Raw genomic sequence first — 25,339 nt, 5'->3', positions numbered from 1 at the left:
CGGAATGCCGGACGCTGCCGCGGCCTCCTATAATTCTATAAGGCGCTCGGCGCTGAACTTATCCGTTATCAGCGTATCGATAACTCCGATCCTGAGGGCTCCGGCGATCGCCGCGGTCTTCTTTGCTCCGCCGGCAAGCGCGATGACCCGATCGACCCGTTCGAGATCTTCGAGCGGGAAGCCGATGACGCGCTCGTCGAGCGGCGTCTTGACAGGTTTGCCGTCCTTGTTGAAGAACCGCAGCGATATATCGCCGACTGCACCGGCCTCGGCAAGATCGGCAAGCTCCCGCGACGAGAAGATATTGCCGGATCTCGCCAGCAGTTCCGACGGCTCCACGGCGCCGATGCCGACGATGGCGAGCGTGATGCTGCCGAAAAGATCCATGGTCTCCCGCACGAACGGATCCGCCTGCATCAGGAGTTTGGCCTCGCGCGAGGTCGTAACACCCTGTACTGGAAGAAGCTTCGGTTCGGCGCCGGTCAGTCGAGCGAGGCGGGTGGTCAGCTGGGTGGCATGGGTCTGGACCGACGGGTCGCCCATGCCGCCCAGCGTCTGAACGACGTACTTGGCCTGGGCGCTCTTTTGCGGATGAATGTTCTCCACCATCCTGAAGATCGTCTGGCTCCAGCTCGAAACGCCGATGATTTCGCCGGGCGCAAGCGTCACCTCCAAAAGATGCGCGGCGGCTTCGCCGATCCGGGCCATGATGGCGCCGTCGCGATCCTCCGTGCATTCGACGACGATCGCCTCGGGGAGACCGTACTTCTCGCGCAGCGCTCCTTCGAGTTCGCTGTAGGTGCCCACGGGCGGAATGACGCTCGTGCGCACGATGTCTTCCGCCTCGGCCCGTTTCAGCATTCGCGACACCGTTGCCTGCGACAGGCGAAGGTGCTGCGCAATGTCCGCCTGCCGCTTGCCCTCTATATGGTACATCTGGGCAACTCGTGAGATGAGGCGGAGTTCGTTAAGGCGAGCCATCGTTGATCCCGGGGTGAATTTTTATTCACCTTTAACCGGAGTTGCGCGCAACGTCGAGCGGGCCAGCGCATCATTCCACCTGTTCAGGAGGCTTGTATTGTCGATGTTCTCCGGCTCGATGATCTTAGTGTTTCTCGGAAGCGCCGCGATGGCGCCGAGATTCGGCCACAGGCCTATCGAAAGGCCCGCAAGATAGGCTGCCCCTAGCGCGGAGGCTTCCGGTGCCTCGCATTGGATGACAGCGTGCCTCACCAGGTTTGATACGCACTGCATGAGAAAGTGGTTCTGGCTCGGGCCGCCGTCGACATAAAGCGCGCCGAGATCGCCACCGCTCTGCGCCCGCATCGCCGTAATCACATCATGAACCTGGAAAGCGATCGCGTCAGTAACCGAGCGCGCCATCTGCGCGCGGGTTGTGCTGAAGTTGATCTGCGAGAAAAGGGCGCGGGCGTCGGAATTCCAGTAAGGGGCGCCCAAGCCGACGAAGGCGGGCACGAAGCCCGGGCCATCAGGCTCAGCGGTCGCCGCTAGGTCGACAAGTGAGCCAACATCCGGAAGGCCTAGGATGCCGGCCATCCAAGGCAGGCTCGCGGCGCACACGAGGATATTGCCTTCAAATGCGAAGGTCGGTTGTCCGGCGATGCGCCAGGCGACCGTCGTGGTGATCCCATTGCGCGGCGCGATGAAGCGCGGAAGCGTGGTCATGACGGAAGACCCTGTTCCGAAGGTCGCCTTGCCGTCGCCCGGCTTGAAGGCTCCGTGTCCGAACAGGGCCGCATGGCTGTCCCCGATGGCTGATCTGATCGGCGTGCCGTCCGGAACGCCGGCAAGGCCGTGCGTTGTTCCGAAGTCCGCGGAACTGTCGAGTACCTCCGGAAGGAGCCGGATATCGACTCCGAAAATCTCACCCAATTCCCTGCTCCAGGTTTGGGCCTCAAGGTCGAACAACTGGCTTCGCGCGGCGTTCGAGGCGTCGCAGACATGCTTGCGACCGCCGGTAAGGCAGTGAACGAGCCAGCTGTCGATCGTTCCGATGCGGACCTTTTTCCCATGCGGGACCCGATCGAGAAGCCATCGGAATTTCGGACCAGGAAACATCGGATCAAGGGGAAGGCCGGTCAGCGCCTCGACGCGCTCGAGATGTCCGTCCGCAATGAGACGCTCGCAATCCGGCGCGGTGCGCCGGCATTGCCAGCTTAAGACCGGCCCATGCGCCTTGCCAGTTTCGGCATCCCAAATGGTGACGGATTCCCGCTGATTGGAGATCGCTATCGCTTCGATTGTCGCGCCGGGCGCGCTTCGCAGGCATAGTGCGATCGCGTCACAGACGGATTCGTAAATCCTGTCGGGATCCTGCTCGACCCAGCCCGGCCGCGGATAGGAGATGCCTACCGGAGCCGAGCCTCTGGCAATGATGTCTCCGCTTTCGGAGACCAGTACCGCCTTGGAGTTGGTGGTTCCCTGGTCGATTGCCAGAATGGCCCTCATCATATCCTCCACCGGAGCACGGCACCGAAAAGTGTGGGCGATTTTCGGACGACATCATGCTCTATTTCTTTGATTTTAAATCGGATTCAGACTTAGCTCGATTCCAGCTAAAATCATCCGCCTCCAATGAGTGGAACCGACGGCAATCCACCTCGGTTCCAACGCGTCTGTTTGTCTACTTGCGCTTAATAAGCGCTTGCGCGGCGTCCGCAATAGCCGATGGGGCCATGCCGAATTCGTCGAGCAGGAATTCGGCAGAACCGGTCGGCGCGTAGATGCCGGGAACGCCGAGGCGTGTCATCGGCACGGGGGCGTTGTCGACGACAACCTCGGCCACGGCCGATCCCAGCCCGCCAAAGATCGAATGTTCTTCCGCCGTTACGATCGCGCCGGTTTCCTTGGCGGCCGCAATGATGGCATCCTCGTCGATCGGACGAACCGTGGCGAGATTGACCACCCTGGCTTCTATACCGCGTTGCGCGAGGATATCGGCGGCCTTCACCATGCGATGGGTCAACGTTCCGTTCGCAATGAGCGTGACATCCGAACCTTCACGCAGGAGATTGGCCTTTCCAAGCTCGAACTTGTAGTCCTCCGGCAGCAGGTCGGGCACGCCGACCCGCGACAGGCGCAGGAAGCAGGGACCATTGTAATTTGCCGCCCATTCCACCGCCGCCGCCGTCTCGATGCGGTCGCAAGGCGCGATCACGGGGAGGTTGGGTAGAACTCGGGTCCAGGCGAAATCCTCTATCGAGTGATGGGTCGGGCCGAGCTCCCCATAGGCCATACCGGAGGAAATGCCGACGAGCTTGACGTTAGCGTTTGAGTAGGAGATGTCGGCCTTGATCTGCTCAAGCGATCTGCCTGTGAGGAACGGTGACGCGCCGCAGACATAGGGGAGGCGTCCGCCGTTGGCGAGGCCCGCGCCCACGCCGACCATGTTCTGCTCGGCGATGCCGACATTGACCAGCCGATCGGGGAATTTGGACTTGAAGCCGCCAAGCTTCGAAGAGCCGACCGAATCGTTGCAGACTGCGACGATCGTTTCGTTCTCGGCGGCAAGGCGTTCGAGCGTCGCTGCGAAAGCGTCCCGGCAATCATGGAGCTTGGGTGCGTTCACGGGCGCGTTCATTAAAGTGCCTCCGACAATTCTGCCAATGCGACTTCGTACTGTTCCTTGTTCGGAACCTTGTGGTGCCAGTCGACACGGTCCTGCATGAAAGAGATTCCGTGCCCCTTGTTGGTATGGGCCACGATGCAGTGGGGACGGTCACTTCGGCGCTCGAGCGCCGGGACGACCTCGTGCATGTTGTTGCCGTCGATTTCGCTGACGTCCCAGCCAAAGGCTTCGAGCTTCGGGCGAAGAGGTGCTATGTCGTTCGTATCCGAAAGCGCGGCACCCTGCTGGAAACGATTGTGGTCGACGATCAGGGTGAGGTTATCAAGCCGGAATTGCGCCGCGGCCATGATCGCCTCCCAGTTGGAGCCTTCCTGTATCTCGCCGTCGCCGGTGATCACGTAGGTATGGTAGCCGGCGCCGGATAATTTCGCCGCCTTGGCCATGCCAACCGCAACCGGCAGGCCGTGTCCGAGAGGACCAGTATTGGTTTCGACGCCCGGCACCTTGTTGCAATTGGGGTGTCCATTGAGCCGCGAATGCGGCTTCAGAAACGTTGAAATCTCGTCTTCCGGGATGAAGCCGCGTTTCGCCAGAGTGACGTAGAGCGCGCACGCCGTATGTCCCTTCGACAGCACAAACCTGTCCCGCTCGGGATGTTTCGGCTGATCCGGCCAGACGCGCAGCACGCGGAAATACAACGCGGTCAGAAGGTCGATCACGGACATCTCGCCGCCAATATGTCCGGCCCCTGCCTCGTAGACTGCCTGGAGGTCTCGCAGACGTATCTGGCGAGCAACACGTTCAAGTTCGGAAGGCTCCATTATTTCCTCGTGTGAATAAATATTCATTAGTTTATATTTTTGCACAGGAGAACCGTTAGTCAAGCCCCCATATATCCGTTGTCAATAAAATAGGCAGAAAAGACCCGGTTGACAGCGCCAGAGTGACTTGGTAATGAATTTTCCAGCATAGGTGAATAAATATTCTAGCTTGAAGTCCTAGCCGCCAGACATGGCCGCTAGCCTCGGGTCTCTGGGAGGAATGATGGTGGCGATCGACGTTAATGAACAGAGCCGTCCGTCCGTGGCATGGCTGAGAAAGCTCACCGGTGCTACCGGACCGCTTGTCGGATTGCTCGCTCTTTGCGTTTTCTTGAGCCTCAGCACCGATGCGTTTCTTTCGCTCCGCAACGGCCTCAACATTCTCGATCAGGTCACCGTGCTCGGAATCATGGCCGTCGGCATGACTTTCGTCATCCTGATCGGCGGTATCGATCTTTCCGTCGGTTCGGTTCTTGCGCTGTCCATGATGGTCATGGGCTGGACGGCAAATATCGCCGGCCTGCCGCTGGCCGCCGGCATCGTGGTCGCACTTGCCGCCTCCGCGGTGAGCGGACTGATCGTCGGGCTTCTCGTCACTCTTTTCAGGGTTCCGGCCTTTATCGCAACTTTGGCTATGATGTCGGCCGCGCGCGGCGTCGCGAACATGATCACGGATGGCCAGCAGATCGTCGGATTTCCCGACTGGTTCATGATGCTCGCGATCGATCGCCATTTCGGCGTGCTGACGGCAACGGTCTTCCTGATGCTGGCGGTCGTCGCCGTGGCCTGGGTGTTCCTTCACTTCCGCTCCGAGGGGCGCATGCTCTATGCCGTGGGCGGCAATCCGGAAGTGGCTCGTCTCGCCGGCATCAATGTTCAGCTCGTGACGATTGCTGTCTATGTCGCAAGCGCGGTACTCGCCGGTCTTGCCGGCATCGTGCTGGCGGCTCGTCTCGATTCCGTTCAGCCGTCCAGCGGCTTTGGGTACGAACTCGACACGATTGCGGCCGTCGTCATTGGCGGCACTTCGCTCTCCGGTGGGTCCGGCGGTATCGGCGGCACGCTGATCGGCGTCCTGATCATCGGTGTCCTGCGCAACGGTCTCAATCTGCTCAACGTCTCGCCATTCCTGCAGCAGGTCATCATCGGCATCGTCATCGTGCTTGCGGTCGGTGCGGAAACGATCCGCAGGCGGCGGGCCTGACATTCGGGTCCGCGTCGGGCGGATCCCAGCGATTTCCTCTCCGAAAGGTTTGGAGCGGATCATTTGCCCGAGGGGGAGGATATGCCCAAGGGTTCACGAAAAAAGGAGGAAATTAAATGAAACTTGCGCGCATTCTTCTGACCTCGGCCGCCGTGCTGGCGATGTCGTTGGGCTCTGTTCAGGCAAAAGACACCAAGAAGATCGGCCTGGCGGTCGCGAACCTGCAGGCAAACTTCTTCAACCAGATCAAGCAGTCCGTCGAGGATGAGGCCAAGAAGCGTGGCATTCAGGTCGTCACCGTGGATGCCAAGGGCGATGGTCCGACGCAGATCAACCAAATTCAGGATCTGCTCACTCAGAATATCGATGCCTTGATCTATATTCCGGCCGGTGCCGCTGCCGCGAGTGTTCCGGTAAAGCTCGCCAAGAACGCCGGTATTCCTGTCGTCAACGTCGACCGCAATGCCGACGGCGCGCCTGGCGACACTTTCCTCGCGACGGATTCCGTTGCGTCGGCCAAGGCCGTTTGCGACTACATCCTGAAGCAGGCCGGCGGCAAGGGCAAGATGGTGATCATCCACGGCCAGAAGGGCACGACGCCTGAAGTCGACCGCAGCAAGGGTTGCGCCGAATCGCTGAAGGCGAACCCCGGCGTGAAGGTGGTTGCCGAGCAATATTCCAACATATGGGCCCAGGACGAGGGCTTCCAGATCATGCAGAACATGCTGCAGGCAAATCCCGACGTATCGATCGTGTTTGCTCAGGCCGACGCGCTTGCCCTTGGCGCCGCGCAGGCGATCAAGGTTGCAAACCCGTCCCAGAAGATCGTTGTCGGCGGCTTCGACGGCGATACGGCGGCTCTGGAAGCGCTCAGCAAGGGTGTCTTCGATGTGACCGCGACGCAGCAGACGCAGAAGATGGGCCGCGACGCGGTCGCCAATGCCGTCAAGCTCGTCGCCGGCGAGAAGGTGCCTGCGGTGCAGCTCATGGACGCCACGCTGACGACCAAGGAAAACGTGGCCGGCTTCATCGCCAACCACCCGTAATCGTCCTGAAATCTTGAGGAGGTGTGCCGTGACTGAGCCCGTTCTTTCCCTGAGGGGCATATCCAAGCGCTACGGACCCCTTCAGGTGCTGAAGAATGTCAGCCTTGATGTCTATCCGGGTGAGGTGGTCGCGCTTCTCGGCGAAAACGGCGCCGGCAAATCGACATTGTCGGGCATCATCGCCGGATCACGCACGCCTTCCGAGGGAACGATGACATGGCTGGGGCAGCCCTATGCCCCCGCCACTCCACGCGAGGCGATCGACAAGGGCGTCGTCCTGATCCATCAGGAATTGCAGCTCCTGCCGCATCTTTCGATCGCCGAAAATGTCTTTATCGGGCGATGGCCGATGAAGAACGGGGGTGTCGATCGCCCTCAGATGGTCCGGCGCGCCCAGGAACAGCTCGCACGCCTGAACCTGCATATTCCAGCGACACGCAAGGTCGCGGGCCTGTCGACTGCCAATCAGCAGCTCATCGAGATCGCCAAGGCGCTGGCGCTCAATGCAAAGCTGCTGATCCTTGACGAACCGACGGCCGCGCTTGGTGGCGCAGAGACGGAAGCGCTGTTCGAGCAGGTGAGAAAGCTTCGGTCCGAAGGTGTCGGCATCATCTACATCTCCCACCGCATGGAGGAGATCAAGCAGATCACCGATCGCATCGTCGTCCTGCGCGATGGCGAGCGGGTTCAGGAGTTCGCCGACAGCGCCACACCCGTTCGTACCATCGTCGAAAGCATGGTCGGCCGTTCGCTGGACCGGATGTTCCCGGCTCTTCCCGAACCGACGGATCGCCCTGTTCTGCAGGTCAGCGGATTGAGTTCGCCTGACGGGTCCTTCCAGGACGTGACGTTCGAAGTTCGCGCCGGGGAGATCCTCGGCATTGCCGGGCTGGTCGGTGCCGGCCGCACCGAACTCGTCCGTGCCGTTTCTGGCGCTGATCCGATCATCGCCGGCTCGATCAAGCTGGAGGGTGAGGAGCTCAAGCTTCGCCATCCGGCCGATGCGATCGCCAAGGGCATCGTGATGGTGCCCGAGGATCGCAAGGAGCAGGGTCTCGTCGTCGGCCATCGCATCAGTGAAAACATCATCTATGCCAATCTCGATAAGCTCGGTGGGCGCTGGATCACATCACGCATCAAACGTGCTTTCGCCGAAAAGGCTGTGGCGAAATTCGGCGTCAAAGGCCGTGCCGAGCAATATGCCTCGGACCTGTCGGGCGGCAACCAGCAAAAGGTCGTCATCGCAAAGTGGCTGATGCGTGATCCCAAGGTCGTCGTCCTCGATGAGCCGACCCGTGGCATCGATGTCGGCGCGCGAGCCAGCATTTACGACATCATCGTCAACCTCGCAAAGCAGGGAGTGGCCGTCATCGTCGTCAGCTCCGATCTCGAGGAGGTTCTTGGTGTCTCCAACCGAATTCTCGTGCTTGCACAGGGCAAACAGGCAGGCATTCTCAATCGTGACGAGGCCAATGACGTCTCTGTCATGGAACTTGCGACAATCTAGACAAACAGAAAGGAAGAGCGGTGTCCGACATCACTCTGAACGCCCCGAAGCTTTTCGATCTTGAAGGACAGGTCGCGCTTGTGACCGGCGCTGGAAGCGGGATTGGGCAGCGTATCGCCATCGGTCTTGCGCAGTGCGGCGCCAACGTCGCGCTTCTGGACCGTCGATCCGACGATGGTCTAGCGAACACGGCTTCGCATATCGAAGCTGCCGGTCGCCGTTCCATCCTGATTGCAGCCGATGTGACCAGCAAGTCCTCTCTCGGGGAGGCGGTTGCGCGTACCGAGGCGGAACTTGGGGCCTTGACGCTTGCAGTCAATGCCGCCGGTATCGCCAACGCCAATCCCGCGGAAGAGATGGAAGAAGAACAGTACCAGACGCTGATGGACATCAACCTGAAGGGCGTTTTTCTGTCCTGCCAGGCGGAAGCACGCGCGATGCTGAAGAACGGGCGCGGATCGATCGTCAATATCGCCTCCATGTCCGGCGTTATCGTCAATCGCGGCCTGAGCCAGGCTCATTACAACGCCTCCAAAGCCGGTGTGATCCACATGTCGAAGTCGCTCGCGATGGAGTGGGTCGGTCGCGGCGTCCGCGTCAACACCATCTCGCCGGGATACACGGCGACGCCGATGAACACGCGTCCGGAAATGGTTCATCAGACCAAACTTTTCGAAGAGCAGACGCCGATGCAGCGCATGGCAACGGTCGATGAGATGGTCGGCCCCGCCGTCTTCCTGCTGTCGAATGCCGCGAGCTTCGTGACGGGCGTCGATCTGCTCGTCGATGGCGGCTTTTGCTGCTGGTGATGCGATGAGGAAACTGATTGCCGGCAACTGGAAAATGAACGGTCTCGCGTCCTCCCTGGCCGAGATCGAGGCGCTGAAGGAAATAACGGGCGAGGCGGCGTGTGACATCGTCGTCTGCCCGCCCTTCACGCTGGTCGAGAAAGCGGTCGAACGGGTGCGAGGATCAGGGATGGCCATTGGGGCACAGGATTGCCACGCGCGGACCTCAGGCGCCTATACCGGAGATGTTTCCGCCGAGATGCTCGCCGAAATCGGCGCTCGTTTCGTCATTCTGGGACATTCCGAGCGGCGCTCGGCCTATAGGGAGACGGACGACGCAGTTGCGGCCAAGGCTGTCGCGGTCCATGAGACCGGGCTGACAAGCATCATTTGCGTCGGGGAGACACATGCGGAACGAGACGAGAGCAGGGCGATCGAAGTAGTTCGTGCCCAGCTAGAAGCATCAATTCCCAACACCGTAACCGGTTCGAACACGGTCATCGCCTATGAACCAGTGTGGGCGATCGGAACAGGGCTGGTTCCGACCGTGGAGCAGATCGAGGAGATGCATTCGTCCATCCGTCAGGCGCTTGAAAAGCGGCTGGGAGAAGAGGGCAAGGATGTCAGGATCCTCTATGGCGGTTCGGTCAAAGCATCGAACGCAAGGGCGATTTTTGGTGTTCGCAACGTCGATGGTGCCCTGGTCGGGGGCGCGTCCCTGAAGGCCTCGGAGTTTGCCGGGATTATCTCGGCCGCCGTTTGAAGTCGCCAGCAACAGGCGGGGCGATCGGCTCCCTGAGCCGGCGCCTAGCGTGGCTGTCACCGCGAAAGGAATAGGAAATGCAGCGTTTCGAAAACAAGACCGTGGTCATCACCGGCGCGAGCCGCGGCATTGGGGCCGCGATCGCCAGACGGTTCGCGCGTGAGGGCGCCAATCTCGTAGTCTCGGCCAATGAGGATTCCGTCCATGCGGTCGCCGATGCGATCAAGGCTGACGGCGGGAAGGCGATTTCCTTCGTCGGTGACGTGACCGACAAGGCGAGTGTGAAGGGGCTCTACGAGGCGGCCGAGGTGGCCTTCGGCGCCGTCGATGTTTCCATCCAGAATGCCGGCGTTATCACCATCGCCCGCGTCGAGGAGATGACCGAGGGCGAATGGGACAAGGTCATGGCGGTCAATACCAAAGGCGTCTTCCTCTGCGCCCAGGAGGCGATTGCCCGCATGCGCAAACATGGCCGTGGCGGCCGCATCATCAATACCGCTTCCGGCCAGGCGCGGGACGGCTTCATCTACACGCCGCATTATGCGGCATCGAAGATGGGCGTTGTCGGCATTACCCAGAGCCTTGCCAAGGAAGTCGCGACCGAAGGCATCACCGTGAACGCCTTTTGCCCCGGCATCATCGAAACCGACATGTGGGCCTATAACGACCAAGCTTGGGGCAAGCTTTTGGGCAATTACGGCCCCGGCGAACTCATGAAGGAATGGGTCGAGGGCATTCCGATGAAACGGGCCGGATCGGGCGAAGACGTCGCCGGTCTCGTCACTTTCCTGGCCAGCGACGATGCGGCCTATATCACTGGCCAGACGATCAATGTCGATGGCGGCTTGATCATGTCGTAGTTCGACAATGAGGAACGGTGCGTTCGTTGGGCGGATCGGATTCTCGACGATTTGGCGATCAAAGCCTCTTGCGGAATAAGGCATTGATCCCTTATCTTTCAATTGTTCTCAGGGCGGGGTGTAATTCCCCACCGGCGGTGTGAGGAGTTTCCTCGAGCCCGCGAGCGCCTTCCGAGCTTTCGGAAGGGTCAGCAGATCCGGTGAGATGCCGGAGCCGACGGTATAGTCCGGATGGAAGAGAGCAACGCAGGAGACGCCGCGTCTTGGTGGCGTTCACATGCTTGTTCGCCCAAGGGAAAATGGTGGCTTTGACCGGCCATGCACGCCGTTTCGATCGGCAACCCTTGAAAGGCAGGAAAATGGCAATTTCGAAAATTGAAGATGCGATCGCTGCGATTGCGCGGGGCGAGATCATCGTGGTTGTCGATGATCTCGACCGCGAAAACGAAGGCGATCTGGTGATCGCCGCGGAAGCGGTCACACCGCAGGCGATCGCGTTCATGATGAACCATGCCCGCGGTCTCATCTGCGTTCCGATGGAGGGCGAGAGGCTCGACGAGCTCGATATTCCGTTGATGGTGCCGCGCAACACGGAAGTCCTCAAGACCGCCTTCACCGTTTCCGTCGACTACATTCCGGAAACTACGACCGGAATATCCGCCGCCGACAGGGCGGCAACCGTTCGAGCCCTCGTCAGGGACGGATCGCGTCCGGAGGAATTTGCCCGGCCCGGTCATATCTTTCCGCTTCGCGCGCATCCAAATGGCGTCCTGTCGCGTCCGGGGCACACGGAAGCAGCCGTGGATCTGGCCCGGCTTGCCGGCCTTTCGCCGGCCGGCGTCATCTGCGAAGTGGCGAACGACGACGGCACGATGGCGCGCCTTCCAGAGCTTGAGGTTTTTGCCGAGCGGCATGGCCTCCATCTCGTGACGATCGAGGATCTGATTGCCTACAGGGCGGCAAGCGCTCCCTTCAAGGCTGCCTGATCGTTCCGATACAGCCTATCCTGATCCTGCCGGGATCGATGCTTGCGCAAGGCTCTCCTATGCTCCTTGAGAATGAAGGAGGGCCTTCTTCAGCCGATGAATATGCCCGGCGCCGATCCCGCAGCAGCCGCCGACCATCGTCGCGCCGGCATCGACCCATGAACAGGCGAAGCGCGAATAGGCGTCATCATTCAGATCCTGACGGGTCGCGTGAAGGCCCTCGTTGGCGGCCGACTCGCCTTGTTCTCCCTCGAAAGCATTGGCATAGACGCCGATCCGCAGATGATTGCCGCCCTGCCTGAAAACCTCCGCTGCCGCATCGACGGCCTTTCGCATGACTTCCGGTTTGCTGCAGTTGAACAGGAGCGCTTCGGCACCGGATGACGCTGCCCACCGAGCCGCATCCTCGACAAGTTCGCCGGAGCGGAGCTTAGGCGAGGCGCCATTCCTTTGCGCGGCGTCATCCGCAAGCGTGAAGGAGATCCAGAACGGCTTGCCGGTTTCAGCGACCGCCGTCCGAACCGCCTCTCCCTCCGCGATCAAGCTGAGGGTTTCCCCGAGCCAGACATCGACGTAAGGATCTAGGTTTTCGACCAGAACCTTGAGGTAGTGCTGAACGCGTGAGGGATCGAAATTCTGCGGCTCATAGGAGCCGAATATGGGTGGCAGCGACCCGGCCACAAGGATTTTTCGGTTCTTGCACGCATTGGCGGCGTCGCGCGCCAGCCGTCCGGAAAGCGTGATGAGATCAGCCCCTTCCTTCCAGAACCGTTCCTCGCCGATGTGGAAGGGTACGAGCGCGTAGCTGTTGGTCGTAACGACATCCGAGCCGGCAGCGATGAATTCGTCATGCACCTGCCGGACAATCTCCGGCGAATTGACCAGTGCCAGCGCCGACCATTCCGGCTGCTTCAGTTCCGCGCCGAGACGCAGCAGTTCGCGGCTCATGCCGCCGTCGAGGATCAAGGGTTTGCTCATGAATGGGATCTCCAGAATGGCTCGGATCTGCGGAGAGGTTTGATCTCTCCTTCATGCCGGGGTTAGCGCCGCACCGGCACCTGCGCTTCCAGGAACCGGAAGCTTCGCGCGATGATGGCTGTGATGACGAGATAGAAGACGGTGACGACGATCAGAGGCTCGTAGACCAGCAGGGTGTCCTGGCGAACTTTCGTGGCAACGGCATAGAGGTCCATCACGGTGACGGTGAAGGCGAGTGGCGTTGCCTTCAGCTGCATGACGATTTCGCCTCCGATCGTCGGCAATGCGATGCGGATGGCTCGCGGTAGCCAGATGCGCCGCGTCAGCGTTAGGGGTCGCATGCCGAATGCGCGGCCGGCTTCCAGCTCGCCTTTCGGCACGGCCAGCAATGCACCGCGCAAAACCTCCGCCTCATAGGCCGCGTAATTGAGCGTGAAGCTGACGGCCGCGAAGAAGAAACCCTCGCGCAGGATCGGCCAGAACAGGCTTTGGCGGATTCCCGGGATCATCGGCAGAAGAGAGCCGACGCCGTAGTAGAGCAGCCAGAGTTGTATCAGCAGCGGCGTGCCCCGGAAGAAGGTGCAGTAGCCACGGGCAAGGGAGCGCAGGATGGGGCCGCCACTGACCTGGGCGAAGGCGAGGCCAATCGCGATGACAAAGCCGAAGACGACGGAGATTACAAGCAGCGACAGCGTTTGCACGGCTCCCGTCAACAGAAGCGGCCAATAGGCGGATATCCATGAGAAGGTCATGCCGGCACCCCTCAGGCAAGCTTCGGCTGGCCGCGGCGCACACGCCGCTCCAGCAGGTTGAAGAGGGCGTTCGAGGCGAGCGTGAGAGCGAGATAAATGAGGGCGGAAGCCAGGAAAAAGATGAAATAGTGCTTGGTGCTTGCGCCGGCGAGACGCGTGGCGAGAGCCAATTCCTGGTAGCCAACCACCGCGACGAGGGCGCTGTCCTTGGTGACCGACATCCATAGATTGGCAAGACCGGGCAGCGCGTTCGGCAGCAGGGCGGGTAAGATGATGCGACGGAAACGCAGGCGTGCGCCCATGCCGAATGCCTTTGCAGCCTCGATCTGGCCGACAGGGATCGCCAGGATCGCGCCGCGCAGGACTTCCGTCATATAGGCGCCCTGCACGAAGCCGAGCACGGCGACCGCGACGGCGAAGCCATTCAATTCGAATGCCGGCAGATTGAGCGTAATGAGGAGCCGATTGAGGCCGTCCATCCCTGCGTAATAGAGCCCGACGATCAGGATCAGCTCGGGGACCGCGCGGACGGCGGTCGTATAGAGTTCGAGCATCAGCCGGAGTGGCCTAATGCCCGAAAGCTTGCCGAGCGCGCCGCCCGTACCGAGCAGAAGGCCGATCAGAAAGGCGCCGGCGGAGATGGCGACCGTGGAGGCGGCCCCGGTCAAGAGTACTCCACCCCATCCGGGAGGATAGGGGGAGAGCAGGTCCAGAATGCCCTGGGGAGAGGTCGCCATCGTCGCGATCGTTTACTTGGCGCCGTAGATATCGAAGCTGAAATACTTCTTGGTGATCTCGTCGTATTTGCCGCTGGCGCGCACTGCGGCGATCGCTGCGTTGAGCTTAGCCTTGAGCTCGGTGTCTTCCTTGCGCAGACCGCCGGAAACGCCGGCTCCGAGGACTTCCTTGTCGTCGGCGACGTCGCCCATCTTGGCGCAGCAATCCTTGCCACTATCGCTCTTCAGGAAGGCATCAAGCGCAAGGGAATCGCCGAAGACGTAGTCGATGCGGCCTGCAGCGAGGTCCTGAAACGCCTCGTCGAGCGTCTGGTAGGTCTTCTCGTCGGCGACCTTGGCGAAGTACTTCTTGTAATATTCCGACTGGATCGTCGACACCTGGATGCCGATGATCTTGCCCTTGACGTCGTCTGCCGTCGTTCCGGTCTTTTGATCCTTCGGGCCTATCAGCGTGCTGGGCGTGTTATAATATTTGTCGGTGAAATCGATGATCTTCGAACGCTCCGCTGTGTTCGACATCGACGACCAGATCACATCGAACTTCTTGCTCTGAAGCGCCGGAATGAGGCCGTCCCAGGAAAGCTCGACGATCGAGCATTTCTCTTTCATCTGCTCGCAAACGGCGTCCATCATATCGATTTCCCAGCCCTGCCATTTGCCGGAGGCATCCTTGGCGAAGAAGGGCGGGTAGGATTCGTTCATGATGCCGAAGCGAACCTCCGCCTGCGCCGTCATCGAAGAGAGAGCGAGGGCAAGCCCGGCGAACAGAGTGGAAGCCATTCTCATATAAGGGATTCTCCTAATGGTGTTGTCTGCGAATGGGATGTGGATCAGGATGTCAGCATGCCGGTAAATTCCCGGCATCGGCTGCTGATCGGGGCGTCGAAGATCTGCTTTGGCGGCCCTTCCTCCTCAATCCGTCCCTGATGTAGGAAGAGAACGTGGTTCGAGACATCGCGGGCAAAGCGCATTTCGTGGGTGACCAGCAGCATGGTTCGGCCCTCTTCGGCGAGGTCGCGGATGACCTTGAGGACTTCGCCGACCAGTTCGGGATCGAGCGCCGATGTCGGTTCATCGAAGAGCATCACGGCCGGGTCGATGCAAAGCGCGCGAGCGATCGCCGCTCTTTGCTGCTGACCGCCGGAGAGAAAGGCCGGATAGGCGTCGCGCTTGTCGTAAAGCCCGACTTTATTGAGAAGAGCCTCTGCCTTCTCGGTCGCATCGCGACGAGGGGTGCCGAGGACATGCACCGGAGCTTCGATGACATTTTCGAGCACGGTCATGTGCGCCCAGAGATTGAAGCTCTGAAACACCATGCCCAATCCGCTGCGCATACGTTCGATCTGCCGCCAGCTTTTCGGCCACATCTGTCCCCGGCGTCCCTGCCTCAACGCGACTTCCTCGCCGTTGACGACGATACGGCCGCGATCGGGCATCTCAAGCAGGTTTATGCACCGCAGGAACGTGCTTTTCCCCGAGCCGGACGAGCCGATGATGGAAATCACGTCCCCTTGATGGGCGGTTGTTGAAACGCCTTTGAGGACCTGATGTGACCCAAAGCTCTTGTGGAGATCTTCCACGCGAAGAGCCTGGGAGGACAGTTCTTTCATATATGATTCCGATGAAAAACAATTTGCGGAGAATATCGCGAAGGAGAGCGCAATTTGCGCGCAATTTCCGATTATTTTGCATATAAAAAGCAAAAATGTATTTCTTGTGCATCTTTTGTGATGGAATAGAGATGTCGTCGCCTAATTTCATCGACGCCTAGAGGAGCGGGAATGGAAAATCTGGATCGCTTTGATCGCGATATTCTCGATATCGTTCAGCGCAATTGCCAGCTCACCGCCGAAGCGATCGCGGAGGAGGTCGGCCTTTCGACTTCGGCTGTGCAGCGGCGCCTGAAACGGCTGCGCGAGGACAGTATCATCAAGGCGGAAATCGCGGTCGTCGACCGCAAGGCGACCGGAACTCCAATGGTGTTCATTGTCGGCATGGAGATCGAGCGGGACAATTACGATGCGCTCGCCAAGTTCCGCCTTTGGGCGGAAAAGCAGGATCACATCCAGCAGGTCTATTACGTCACGGGCGCCGTCGACCTCATTGCGATCGTCACCGCCAGGGATGTCGAGCATTATGACGACATCGCCGCCATGATCATGGCGGAGAATCCGCAGATACGGCGCATGCACACGAATGTGGTGCTGCGTGACGTCAAGCTTGGTTTGTTCGTGCCGCTGGCAGATGGTAACGAGGCCGGCCGGTAAGCCGCGGGTCGCGGGATGATCGAGGGCGTGCAGTACTCGCCGATCATTGACATGTACTAGGCGAGAGGGAACTGTCCTTGGTCCGGCTCATATTGCCTGACCTTCAAGATTTTCTACGAATGATGATGAGGCCTCTGCAGGCGCGTTCAGCCCGACTGAAGGCCTTCACCGCCTCAGGCTGTGACGCAACAAGCTGCTTCAACGCATTGTTTCTATTGCTCGCAACAATGCGCCGCGGGATGGCAGGCTGGCGGAGCTTTACAAAACGAACTAGTTCGTACATTATTGTTGACGAGGAGTGACGGTGCTGCATCGTGCAGCATCGAAGACTGTCAGGATGATCTCGGATGTCCTTGCAAGCGGGCGCAGGCGGAGGCCGGATGCGCACGGTTGCGATATATCCTCGACATTCGAATGCTCTGGGGAGGAACGAGCATGAAAAGACAAATCGAACATAAAACACCCAAGCGCGCGGCTCTTGCGAGCTGGTTGGGAAGCGCCGTCGAATACTACGATTTCTTCGTCTACGGTACGGCAGCAGCGCTCATTTTCCCGAAGATATTCTTTTCGGCGGAAGACCCGCAAACGGCGGCCATCGCCTCATTCGCGACCTTTGGCGTTGCCTATATCATGCGGCCGCTGGGGGCGGTCGTCCTGGGTCATATCGGTGACAAGTTCGGCCGCAAGAAGGTGCTGACCTTCACCCTGCTCCTCATGGGTTTTTCGACTTTCATCATCGGCTGCCTGCCGACCTATAATCAGGCCGGCATCCTGGCGCCCATTCTTCTGGTTCTGGCGCGCCTGCTGCAAGGTATTTCGGCCGCCGGCGAACAGGCCGGCGCCAGCTCCATGACGCTTGAGCACGCGCCAGAAAATAGACGGGCCTTCTTTACCAGCTTCACGCTGAGCGGAACACAGGCCGGACTGATCCTTGCGACATTGGTCTTCATTCCGCTTGGAAGGCTCGAAGAAGCCGCGTTGATGTCATGGGGTTGGCGTATCCCGTTCTTCCTGAGCTTCGTGGTGGTCATCGTCGGATTCTGGGTTCGCCGCACGCTTGCCGAAACCCCGGCCTTTCTGGAGGAAACCAAGAAGGGCGAGATCGTAAAGCTGCCGCTCGCCTCGCTGCTCGCCAATTATTGGGCGGATGTCCTGCGCATCATCTTCGCGGCGCTGATTTCAGTCGTCAGCACCATCTTCAGCGTTTTCACGCTGTCCTATGCCGTCAATACCATGCATATTGACCGCTCGACGATGCTGACCGTCCTGGTTCTCGCCAATATCGTGGCATTGGGCGCGATTCCCGCATGGGCCATTCTAGCAGACCGCATCGGCCGCAAACCCGTGTTCATCTTTGGAGCCGTCGGCTGCGCGGTACTGATTTGGCCCTACATCTGGGCCATCAGCCAGAACAACCTCATGCTCGTCTTCGTCCTCGGCATCCTGCTTTCGGGCGTGGTCTATAGTGCATCGAACGGCATCTGGCCGGCCCTCTATGCCGAAATGTTCGATACCCGCGTCCGTCTGTCCGGCATGGCCGTCGGAACCCAGATCGGTTTCGCGCTCGGCGGCTTCGCGCCAACGATCAGCGCGGCGGTCATGGGCACCGGACCGATGGGTTGGGTGCCAGTCGCGGTCTTTACCTCGATCACAGCCTTGATTGCCGCCATTTCCGCGGCAACCGCGACGGAGACCTACCGGACGCCGATCGATCAGCTTGGCAGGGATGAACGACGCTTGGCAGCTGCCGTTCGCCACGCCGATCGCATTGTCTAGTCGTCGCGTCTGACCTTGATGGCGATAACGTGTCGCGATCGCGGATGAGTTTGTTGAAAATCGTCAAGTAACGGGATGAAACAATGAAAACCTCGATTGCGACCGTTTCGATCAGCGGTGACCTCAAGGAAAAGCTTCAGGCCATCGCCAAGGCAGGTTTCGATGGCGTCGAGATCTTCGAGAACGACTTTCTCGCTTTCGATGAATCACCGCGCCAGGTCGGTCAGATCGTGAGGGATCATGGGCTGGAGATTACGCTCTTTCAGCCGTTCCGTGACTTTGAGGGCATGCCCGAACACTTGCGCAGCCGCACCTTCGACCGGGCTGAACGCAAGTTCGACCTGATGCAGGAGATGGGGACCGATCTCGTTCTTGTTTGTTCGAACGTCTCGTCCGTGGCGCTGGGCGGGATTGATCGTGCCGCCGCCGACTTCTTCGAGCTCGGCGAGAGAGCGGCCAAACGCGGCCTGCGCGTCGGATATGAGGCGCTCGCCTGGGGGCGACACATTCACGACCACCGCGATGCCTGGGAAATCGTCCGCCGTGCCGATCATCCGAATATCGGCCTCATTCTCGACAGCTTCCATACGCTTTCGCGCAAGATCGACGTCAATTCGATCCGGTCGATCCCGAAAGAGAAGATCTTCATCATCCAGCTTGCCGACGCGCCGCTAATCGACATGGATCTGCTGTATTGGAGCCGCCATTTCCGCAACATGCCGGGGGAGGGCGACCTTCCGGTACTCGAATTCATGAAGGCCGTCGCCGCGACGGGCTATAACGGCTATCTGTCGCTGGAGATTTTCAACGACCAGTTCCGCGGCGGCTCGCCGACCGCCATCGCCGTCGATGGCCGGCGCTCGCTCATCTATCTCGGCGACCAGGTTCGTCGCGCGGAGAGCAGCGGTCTCACCTTGCCCCCGATGCCGCCGCGTGCCGAAGTGGACGGCGTTGCCTTTGTCGAGTTTACCGTCGATGAAGTCGAGGCGTCCGTCCTTTCTGATCGGCTGCGCGCGCTGGGCTTTCGCCATGTCGGGCGCCATAAGAGCAAGCGCGTCGATGTCTTCCGGCAAGGCAATATCAATCTGGTCGTCAATACCGATCCGGACGGGTTTGCGGGCGCTTCTTACGCTTTGCACGGGCAGTCGGCCTATGCGATGGGATTATGGGTGGATGATGCGGAAGCCGCGGTTGTGCGGGCCGTGGCCCTGGGCGCCGAACGCTTCGAACAACCATTGGATCCCGGCGAGATTGAAATGCCTGGTGTCAGGGGCGTTGGCGGCGGCATCCTGTATTTCCTCGATCGCAGGAGCGCGCTCGGCCGCATATGGGAGATCGAATTCGATCCGGTCCATGACGATACCGATTGGCGACCTGTCGGGTTGACGGGCATAGACCATGTCGCGCAAACGATGAAATATGAGGAGCTGCTGACCTGGCTGCTCTTTTATACCGCGATATTGAATGCGCATAAGACGCCGATGGTCGACATTATCGATCCCGCCGGGGTCGTTCGCAGCCAGGTTGTCGAAAACGAGCCGGGCAGCTTGCGCATCACGCTGAACGGTGCGGAAAATCGCAACACGCTCGCCGGGCATTTCATCGCCGAAACTTTTGGCTCCGGCATCCAGCATCTTGCCTTTGCGACCGATGATATCTTTGCCGCCGCGGCCGCTCTGTCGGACAACGGTTTTGCCACCTTGATGATCTCGCCCAACTACTATGACGATCTGGAAGCGAGATTCGGCCTGGAGCCGGCTTTCACGGATCGCCTGAAGGCGCACAACATCCTCTACGACCGCGACGATCACGGCGAATATTTCCAGCTTTACAGCCCCACTTACGGCGAAGGCTTCTTCTTCGAAATCGTTCAGCGCAGCGGCTATCGTGGATATGGCGCGGCGAATGCCATTTTTCGCATTGCGGCGCTGAGGCGGCATCTGCGACCGATTGGTCTGCCGAAACTTTAGGCCCTCCCCATTGGCGTGAAGCCTGTGTTAAAGCTTTGATCTTCAATGTTGGGCAGGGACAGACCCAGGAAGACGGGCAAGGCATGACCAAAGCGCAAGCGGCCAAGATCGAGCGTCTTACGCGAAAGAACGATCCAGACGCGACCAAGGAAAACATTCTCAAGATCGCCACCGAGGAATTCGTCGCAGCCGGTTTTTCCGGTGCGCGCGTCGATGAGATCGCCGAGCGCACCAAGACGTCCAAGCGCATGATCTACTATTATTTCGGCAGCAAGGAAGGGCTCTATCTCGCCGTTCTCGAGCAGGCCTATACAAAGATTCGCACGCTGGAGAGCGAACTCGATCTCGAAAACATGCCGCCCGTTCAGGCCATGGCGCAATTGATCGCAAGTACCTTCGATCATGACGACCAAAATCCGGATTTCGTACGGCTGGTCAGCATCGAGAACATTCATCGCGCCGAACATATGAAACGTTCGGTCGTCCTGTCGCAGATGAATATCGCCGTCATCGATATCATCACGAACATCCTTGAACGGGGTTATGCCGATGGCAGCTTCGTGCGCAGGGTAGACCCGGTCGATCTGCATATGATGATCAGCGCCCAGTGCTTCTTTCGCGTTTCCAATCGCCATACCTTTGGGGCGATCTTCGAGCGTGACCTGTCGTCCGAAGCCTTGAAGAAGCGGCACAAGTCGCTAATCGTCGATGCGATCCTTGCATTTCTGAGACATCCTTCCTCCGAAATGGCCTGACGAGGCCCGGGGTGATTTGATTGGCTTTGGCGTTTTCCGGCGGCGCTCCATCACGCCTTCATATTGACTTTACGTACTAGTTCGTACATTTTGTGAGCAAGCCTGCGGCATGGCTTTGTTTTGCTGCTCGGGAGGAAAGATTGAACACTCAAGCCGCCATTGTTCCTCGTCAACTTCATGTCGGATTGATCGGCGCCGGGATCGGCCGATCATTGACGCCGGCCATGCATATGCGCGAAGGCGAGCATTGCGGCCTGTCCTATCGCTACGATCTCATCGATCTCGACGCCCGCGGTCTCTCCGTATCGGACCTGCCGGCTCTCATCGATGAGGCCGAGGCGATGGGGTTTGCCGGCCTCAATATCACCCATCCTTGCAAGCAGGCGGCCGTCGCGCTGGTGGACGAGCTTTCGCCCGATGCCCAGACGCTGCGATCCATTAACACGATCGTTTTTGATGGGCGGCGCAGGATCGGACACAATACCGATTGGTGGGGATTTGCCGAAAGCTTCCGGCGCGGGCTGGCCGGGGTTTCACTCGACCATCTCGTGCAGCTGGGCGCGGGCGGCGCCGGCGTTGCCGTTGCGCATGCAGTGGCTGAAATGGGCGCGCATTCCGTGGAGATATTCGATCTCGATCCTTCGCGTGCACAGGCCCTCGTCGACCAGCTTCAGCCGGCACATGCCGCTTGCCGTTTCTCGGTCGGTCATGATCTCGCCGCGGCACTGGGTGCCGCCGATGGTCTGGTTCATGCAACACCAACCGGCATGGCCGCCCATCCTGGGCTCCCGCTCGATGCGCAACTTCTATCCGATCGTCTCTGGGTCGCGGAAATCGTCTATTTCCCGATCGAGACCGCGCTGGTGAAACGCGCCCGACAGACAGGGTGCCGTGTTCTCGACGGCGGCGGCATGGCGGTGTTCCAGGCAGTGAAGGCTTTCGAACTCTTCACCGGCATCCGGCCGGCGGCCGAGCGTATGATGCAGCACTTCAATTCGCTGCGCGCCTAAAGCACGTCGCGATCTTTCAGATTCGCTTCCTGTGCTTTAGGTCCTTGATTTCGCGCATGTCGGTCTCGCAAAACCGCTACACACTTTTGCGCGACATGCTTTAAACGCCGATCAATAATCGAAGAGCCTCGATCCCAAAACTCCGGCGTCGAAGTTTCATCCTCGCCGCCGGAGACGTCACAGGCGGTATCAGACCGGTTGCTCGATCACCAATACGCCGTAGCCGGCAAGCTCGGTCGCGCCTGATATGACTTTGCCCGTCAGCAGGTCGGTACCCGCCGGCAGATCGACAATCTTCGTTTCATGCTCGGTATTGAGCACGAACAGCAGCTTCCTGCCGCCACCTTCGCGCAGTGACACTTCGACGCCATTAGGCATATCCTGCACCAGCGGCGCGGCAACATCGTTGCTGACGAGAAGCTCGCGAATGGCTTCTGCGAGCGGCGCGGTGAGATAGGTGCCGAGGTAGTAGACCTGACCATTGCCATGCCGGCGGCGCGTCAGCATCGGCGTGCCTTCCAGGAAACGGTCGGACCAGCGGCCGATGATCTCGGTGTCGGCGGATGTCTCCAGCTTCTCGTAAAGGTGTCCGGCTTCCAGCTGACGATTGCCGATCGTATAGGCATATTTGCGCGAGGCCGAGGATGCCGGCGGACGCGGGGATGGTTGGTGGCTGCCGATACCGCCCTCGCGGAAGCCGCTGAACAGTCCATCCGCCCCCGGGGCGGAGACTGGTCCGAATTCATAGACGCTGACGCCGGATAGCTTGGAAAGTGCAGTGCCCGGCGCTTGGGTGCGGATGATGTGGTTGTTGTCATCGCGGGTGCCCGTCATTGCCGACAGGATGAGCGTACCGCCGTCGGCGACGAACTTCTCCACCGCTTTCGACCACTCCTCCTTCCACATGACCCAATGGGGAACATAGAGGGCCTTGATGCGCGAGAGATCATCTTCCGGATGGATGAAGCCGCAGGCAATGCCGGCCTCATAGCATGCGCGGTGCAGATGGGCTGCATCCTGCATCGGGCTTGGCAGGCCGATCGCGTAGGTCTTATAGGCTTCCTGATTGTCGAAATCCGCGCCGGCGATGGCAATATCCATTCGGACGGTGGTGCCGAGCAGCTTGTCCTCGATCTTGCGGATGTCGGACGCGAATTGCTTGGCTTCCTCGTAGCGACGGCGCGGAACGTCGTCATGGTCGATAATGCCGTTCCAGTAGATCTCTGCGCCGAAATGCGCCGGCCGCCAGCGGAAGAACATCAGGCCATCAGCGCCGCGCGATACCGAGGTCATCGCCATGCGGCGCATCTCGCCCGGTTCCGGCACGGAGGAGGAAAAGCCCGGCTGGCTGCCGAGGCCGGAGGCCTGTTCCGGGACGATGAAATTGCCGGAATAGGCGCGGCATTGGTCGAGATGGAAGGCCTGCGTGATCGCATGACCGCCGCCGCGACGCATCTCGTCATAGAGGAACGGATAGATGTCGAAGCCGATGAAATCGAGATCCTGGCCGAACTGGCCGCGGAAATCGATGTCCACAAGGCCTCCGAGATTGTGGAAGATGAAACACGCGGGATTGGTCGCCCGCAGGATTTCGACCTGATCGTGCTGGAAGAGCGCTGTCGCGAAGGCGAGAAAGCGATGATAGTCCTGCACGTGACCAGGGCTGGAGAAGGATGGATTCATCGGCTGCGGGAAGACGATCTGGTCGAAGGTCTGGTACGCCGTTGCCCAGAAGTCGCCGCCCCAGGCAAAATTCAGCGCGTCGATCGTTCCATATTTCGCGCGGCAGAACTTCTGGAACTCGATGAGTGCCGAGGGCGAATAGCTCTCGGAAGTCGTCGTATTGAGCTCGTTATCCGTCTGCCAGCCGATGACGTGAGGATTGTCCCGGTAGTGCTCGGCCATCGCACGGGTAATCCGTTGGCTGTGCCGGCGCAGCACCGGGCTCGTCGTGTCGCAGTGCTGGCGCGATCCATGGCTTGCCTGCCGGCCATTGGCATCGACGCGCAGGACTTCGGGGTACTTCGCAGTCAGCCAGCGCGGCGGCGTTGCCGTCGGCGTGCAGAGAATGGTCTTGATGCCGTGCTTGGCCAGGCCGGCGATTGCCTTGTCGAAGAGCGAGAAGTCGAAATGGTCCTCATGCGGCTCCATGATATGCCAGGCGAATTCCGCCATGCGAACGGTGTTGAAACCGGCGGCCGCCATGCGTTCGGCATCGCGGTCCCAATAACTCTCGTCGACATGTTCGGGATAATGCGGGACGCCGACTATGAAACCGTCGAGATTGAGCGTCCGCCAGACGGATAGCGGCTTTTTTTCCAAAACTTTCATGAGGTCACAAGCTTTCTTTACAGAGAGGCAATGATTGACTTCGGCCGGCTGAGGGTTCTGCCATCGGGACCGAAGAGATAGAGGGACGATGTCGAGGCGGATAGCTTGATCTGCTCGCCGGCCGAAAAGCCGGCGGCATTGCCGAGCTGAACGGTGAAATTGCGCGTGCCGCTTTCAGAGCCGATCGTTGCGAGCGGACCCGCATCGACATAGAGAATGGTTTCACGGCCGAGCTGCTCGACCAACCCGACCTTGCCGTCAAAGGAGATCGCGGCGTCTTCAGTGGAGGAGCCTATTTTGAGCGATTCCGGCCGAATCCCCAAGGTCAGGCTGGCTTGCGCTTTAAGATCGCCGACATTGGCCACCGGCACATGGACCGTCGTGCCGCCTCCTTCGAACGCGACTTCAGCGATGCCGTCGCTGAGGGAAACGAGCTTCGCATTGACGAAGTTGATGCGCGGCGCGCCGAGAAAGCCAGCGACGAATTGGTTTGCCGGATTGTGATAGAGATTGAGCGGCGCGCCTTCCTGCTCGATGATACCCTTGTTGAATACCACGATGCGGCTTGCCATGGTCATCGCCTCGACCTGATCGTGCGTCACATAGATCATCGTCGAGCCAAGCTGCTGGTGCAGCGTCGAAAGCTCGACGCGCATTTGCGTGCGCAACGCGGCATCGAGATTGGAGAGCGGTTCGTCGAAGAGGAAGACCTCCGGCGAGCGGGTGATGGCGCGGCCGATGGCGACGCGCTGGCGCTGGCCGCCCGAAAGCTGCTTCGGGCGCTTGTCGAGCTGGTCGGATATTCTGAGGATTTCGGCCGCGCGTTTGACGGCCGCATCGATCTCGTTTTGCGGGCGCTTCGCCATCTTCAGGCCGAAGCCCATGTTCTCGGCAACCGTCATATGCGGATAGAGCGCATAGGACTGGAAGACCATGGCAATGCCGCGGTCGCCCGGCTCTTCGCGCGTCACGTCGCGGCCGTTGATCCAGATCTCGCCGGAGCTGATGTTTTCCAGCCCGGCGATCGTTTTCAGCGTGGTGGATTTGCCGCAGCCCGACGGGCCGACCATGACGATGAACTCGCCCTTGTCGACGGAAAGATTGACCGAACGCAGGGCGTGATAGCCGCCATAATGTTTGTCGATGTCGATCAGCTTTACATGGCTCATGAGTGATACTCCAAATCTGTTCGCGCGGTA

General features: G+C 59.9%; 23 protein-coding genes and 1 riboswitch. Of the genes, 12 read left to right on the top strand and 11 right to left on the bottom strand.

The genetic code is table 11. The annotated features are described in order from the left end of the window. Nucleotides 1-27: 27 nt before the first annotated feature. The 4 genes from I8E17_RS28210 to I8E17_RS28195 all read right to left on the bottom strand — a co-directional run bounded on the left by I8E17_RS28210 (nucleotide 28) and on the right by I8E17_RS28195 (nucleotide 4,410). Nucleotides 28-981 carry a sugar-binding transcriptional regulator gene (locus I8E17_RS28210; protein ID WP_069614393.1) on the bottom strand — a complete coding sequence of 318 codons (954 nt, stop codon included), beginning with the start codon at nucleotides 979-981 and terminating at the stop codon, nucleotides 28-30. 21 nt (nucleotides 982-1,002) lie between these two features. Then, nucleotides 1,003-2,469: an FGGY-family carbohydrate kinase gene (locus I8E17_RS28205; protein WP_113367411.1), complete on the bottom strand. Its 1,467-nt coding sequence runs from the start codon at nucleotides 2,467-2,469 to the stop codon at nucleotides 1,003-1,005. 175 nt (nucleotides 2,470-2,644) lie between these two features. Beyond that, complete coding sequence (locus I8E17_RS28200; RefSeq protein ID WP_069614391.1) at nucleotides 2,645-3,601, bottom strand: transketolase family protein; 957 nt, start codon at nucleotides 3,599-3,601, stop codon at nucleotides 2,645-2,647. Then, the gene (locus I8E17_RS28195; RefSeq protein ID WP_113367410.1) at nucleotides 3,601-4,410 is read right to left on the bottom strand and encodes a transketolase; all 810 of its coding nucleotides are present in this window, start codon (nucleotides 4,408-4,410) and stop codon (nucleotides 3,601-3,603) included. Before I8E17_RS28195 ends, I8E17_RS28200 begins: the two co-directional genes overlap by 1 nt. A gap of 223 nt (nucleotides 4,411-4,633) precedes the next feature. On the opposite strand from I8E17_RS28195, the gene I8E17_RS28190 reads away from it, so the two are divergent. From I8E17_RS28190 to ribB, 7 genes are all read left to right on the top strand, one after another. Next, entirely contained in the window at nucleotides 4,634-5,614 is a 981-nt protein-coding gene (locus I8E17_RS28190; RefSeq protein ID WP_112723734.1) for an ABC transporter permease, read from the top strand. A 116-nt stretch (nucleotides 5,615-5,730) separates the two neighbouring features. Beyond that, nucleotides 5,731-6,660, top strand: a complete 930-nt coding sequence (locus I8E17_RS28185; RefSeq protein ID WP_069614388.1) for a sugar ABC transporter substrate-binding protein — start codon at nucleotides 5,731-5,733, stop codon at nucleotides 6,658-6,660. A gap of 28 nt (nucleotides 6,661-6,688) precedes the next feature. Then, nucleotides 6,689-8,167 (top strand): sugar ABC transporter ATP-binding protein, encoded by a 1,479-nt coding sequence (locus I8E17_RS28180; protein WP_113367409.1) that lies wholly within the window; start codon nucleotides 6,689-6,691, stop codon nucleotides 8,165-8,167. 20 nt (nucleotides 8,168-8,187) lie between these two features. Then, nucleotides 8,188-8,976 carry an SDR family oxidoreductase gene (locus I8E17_RS28175; protein WP_113367408.1) on the top strand — a complete coding sequence of 263 codons (789 nt, stop codon included), beginning with the start codon at nucleotides 8,188-8,190 and terminating at the stop codon, nucleotides 8,974-8,976. Nucleotides 8,977-8,980: 4 nt separating this feature from the next. Continuing rightward, a complete protein-coding gene (gene tpiA, locus I8E17_RS28170) occupies nucleotides 8,981-9,718 on the top strand; it encodes a triose-phosphate isomerase (protein ID WP_113367493.1) in 738 nt (245 codons plus the stop codon). A 77-nt stretch (nucleotides 9,719-9,795) separates the two neighbouring features. After that, on the top strand, nucleotides 9,796-10,578 hold the full coding sequence (locus I8E17_RS28165; protein WP_112723731.1) for a glucose 1-dehydrogenase: 783 nt from the start codon (nucleotides 9,796-9,798) through the stop codon (nucleotides 10,576-10,578). Between the two features lie 100 nt (nucleotides 10,579-10,678). Further along, nucleotides 10,679-10,825, top strand: a riboswitch (FMN riboswitch). A gap of 112 nt (nucleotides 10,826-10,937) precedes the next feature. Continuing rightward, a complete protein-coding gene (gene ribB / locus I8E17_RS28160; RefSeq protein WP_069614449.1) occupies nucleotides 10,938-11,564 on the top strand; it encodes a 3,4-dihydroxy-2-butanone-4-phosphate synthase in 627 nt (208 codons plus the stop codon). 57 nt (nucleotides 11,565-11,621) lie between these two features. Here the strand turns inward: ribB and I8E17_RS28155 are convergent, their stop codons facing one another. The 5 genes from I8E17_RS28155 to I8E17_RS28135 all read right to left on the bottom strand — a co-directional run bounded on the left by I8E17_RS28155 (nucleotide 11,622) and on the right by I8E17_RS28135 (nucleotide 15,641). Then, nucleotides 11,622-12,542, bottom strand: a complete 921-nt coding sequence (locus tag I8E17_RS28155; RefSeq protein ID WP_113366045.1) for a homocysteine S-methyltransferase family protein — start codon at nucleotides 12,540-12,542, stop codon at nucleotides 11,622-11,624. Between the two features lie 62 nt (nucleotides 12,543-12,604). Next, complete coding sequence (locus tag I8E17_RS28150; protein ID WP_113366046.1) at nucleotides 12,605-13,294, bottom strand: ABC transporter permease; 690 nt, start codon at nucleotides 13,292-13,294, stop codon at nucleotides 12,605-12,607. 11 nt (nucleotides 13,295-13,305) lie between these two features. After that, complete coding sequence (locus I8E17_RS28145) at nucleotides 13,306-14,031, bottom strand: ABC transporter permease subunit (RefSeq protein WP_113366047.1); 726 nt, start codon at nucleotides 14,029-14,031, stop codon at nucleotides 13,306-13,308. A 12-nt stretch (nucleotides 14,032-14,043) separates the two neighbouring features. Further along, nucleotides 14,044-14,817, bottom strand: coding sequence for a transporter substrate-binding domain-containing protein (locus tag I8E17_RS28140; protein ID WP_113366048.1), 774 nt, complete (start codon nucleotides 14,815-14,817; stop codon nucleotides 14,044-14,046). Between the two features lie 44 nt (nucleotides 14,818-14,861). Next, nucleotides 14,862-15,641, bottom strand: coding sequence for an ATP-binding cassette domain-containing protein (locus tag I8E17_RS28135; RefSeq protein ID WP_113366049.1), 780 nt, complete (start codon nucleotides 15,639-15,641; stop codon nucleotides 14,862-14,864). A gap of 171 nt (nucleotides 15,642-15,812) precedes the next feature. On the opposite strand from I8E17_RS28135, the gene I8E17_RS28130 reads away from it, so the two are divergent. The 5 genes from I8E17_RS28130 (at nucleotide 15,813) to I8E17_RS28110 (ending at nucleotide 21,809) form a co-directional block, all read left to right on the top strand. Next, nucleotides 15,813-16,298: an Lrp/AsnC family transcriptional regulator gene (locus I8E17_RS28130; protein WP_113366050.1), complete on the top strand. Its 486-nt coding sequence runs from the start codon at nucleotides 15,813-15,815 to the stop codon at nucleotides 16,296-16,298. Between the two features lie 435 nt (nucleotides 16,299-16,733). After that, nucleotides 16,734-18,074 carry an MFS transporter gene (locus I8E17_RS28125; protein ID WP_113366051.1) on the top strand — a complete coding sequence of 447 codons (1,341 nt, stop codon included), beginning with the start codon at nucleotides 16,734-16,736 and terminating at the stop codon, nucleotides 18,072-18,074. Nucleotides 18,075-18,157: 83 nt separating this feature from the next. After that, nucleotides 18,158-20,044, top strand: a complete 1,887-nt coding sequence (locus tag I8E17_RS28120; protein WP_113366052.1) for a sugar phosphate isomerase/epimerase and 4-hydroxyphenylpyruvate domain-containing protein — start codon at nucleotides 18,158-18,160, stop codon at nucleotides 20,042-20,044. Between the two features lie 83 nt (nucleotides 20,045-20,127). Beyond that, entirely contained in the window at nucleotides 20,128-20,799 is a 672-nt protein-coding gene (locus tag I8E17_RS28115; protein WP_069614448.1) for a TetR/AcrR family transcriptional regulator, read from the top strand. A 140-nt stretch (nucleotides 20,800-20,939) separates the two neighbouring features. After that, entirely contained in the window at nucleotides 20,940-21,809 is an 870-nt protein-coding gene (locus tag I8E17_RS28110; protein WP_112723724.1) for a shikimate dehydrogenase, read from the top strand. A 189-nt stretch (nucleotides 21,810-21,998) separates the two neighbouring features. Here I8E17_RS28110 and I8E17_RS28105 read toward each other — a convergent pair whose 3' ends face one another. Together I8E17_RS28105 and I8E17_RS28100 are read right to left on the bottom strand one after the other, a co-directional pair. Beyond that, the gene (locus tag I8E17_RS28105; protein WP_113366053.1) at nucleotides 21,999-24,140 is read right to left on the bottom strand and encodes a beta-galactosidase; all 2,142 of its coding nucleotides are present in this window, start codon (nucleotides 24,138-24,140) and stop codon (nucleotides 21,999-22,001) included. 17 nt (nucleotides 24,141-24,157) lie between these two features. Next, nucleotides 24,158-25,309: an ABC transporter ATP-binding protein gene (locus tag I8E17_RS28100; protein ID WP_113366054.1), complete on the bottom strand. Its 1,152-nt coding sequence runs from the start codon at nucleotides 25,307-25,309 to the stop codon at nucleotides 24,158-24,160. Nucleotides 25,310-25,339: the final 30 nt, after the last annotated feature.

This window comes from Rhizobium sp. AB2/73, from assembly GCF_020871915.1.
Lineage (GTDB): Bacteria > Pseudomonadota > Alphaproteobacteria > Rhizobiales > Rhizobiaceae > Rhizobium > Rhizobium dioscoreae.
Note: the sequence above shows the minus strand (reverse complement) of the source record. Positions and strands in the feature narration are given on the sequence as shown.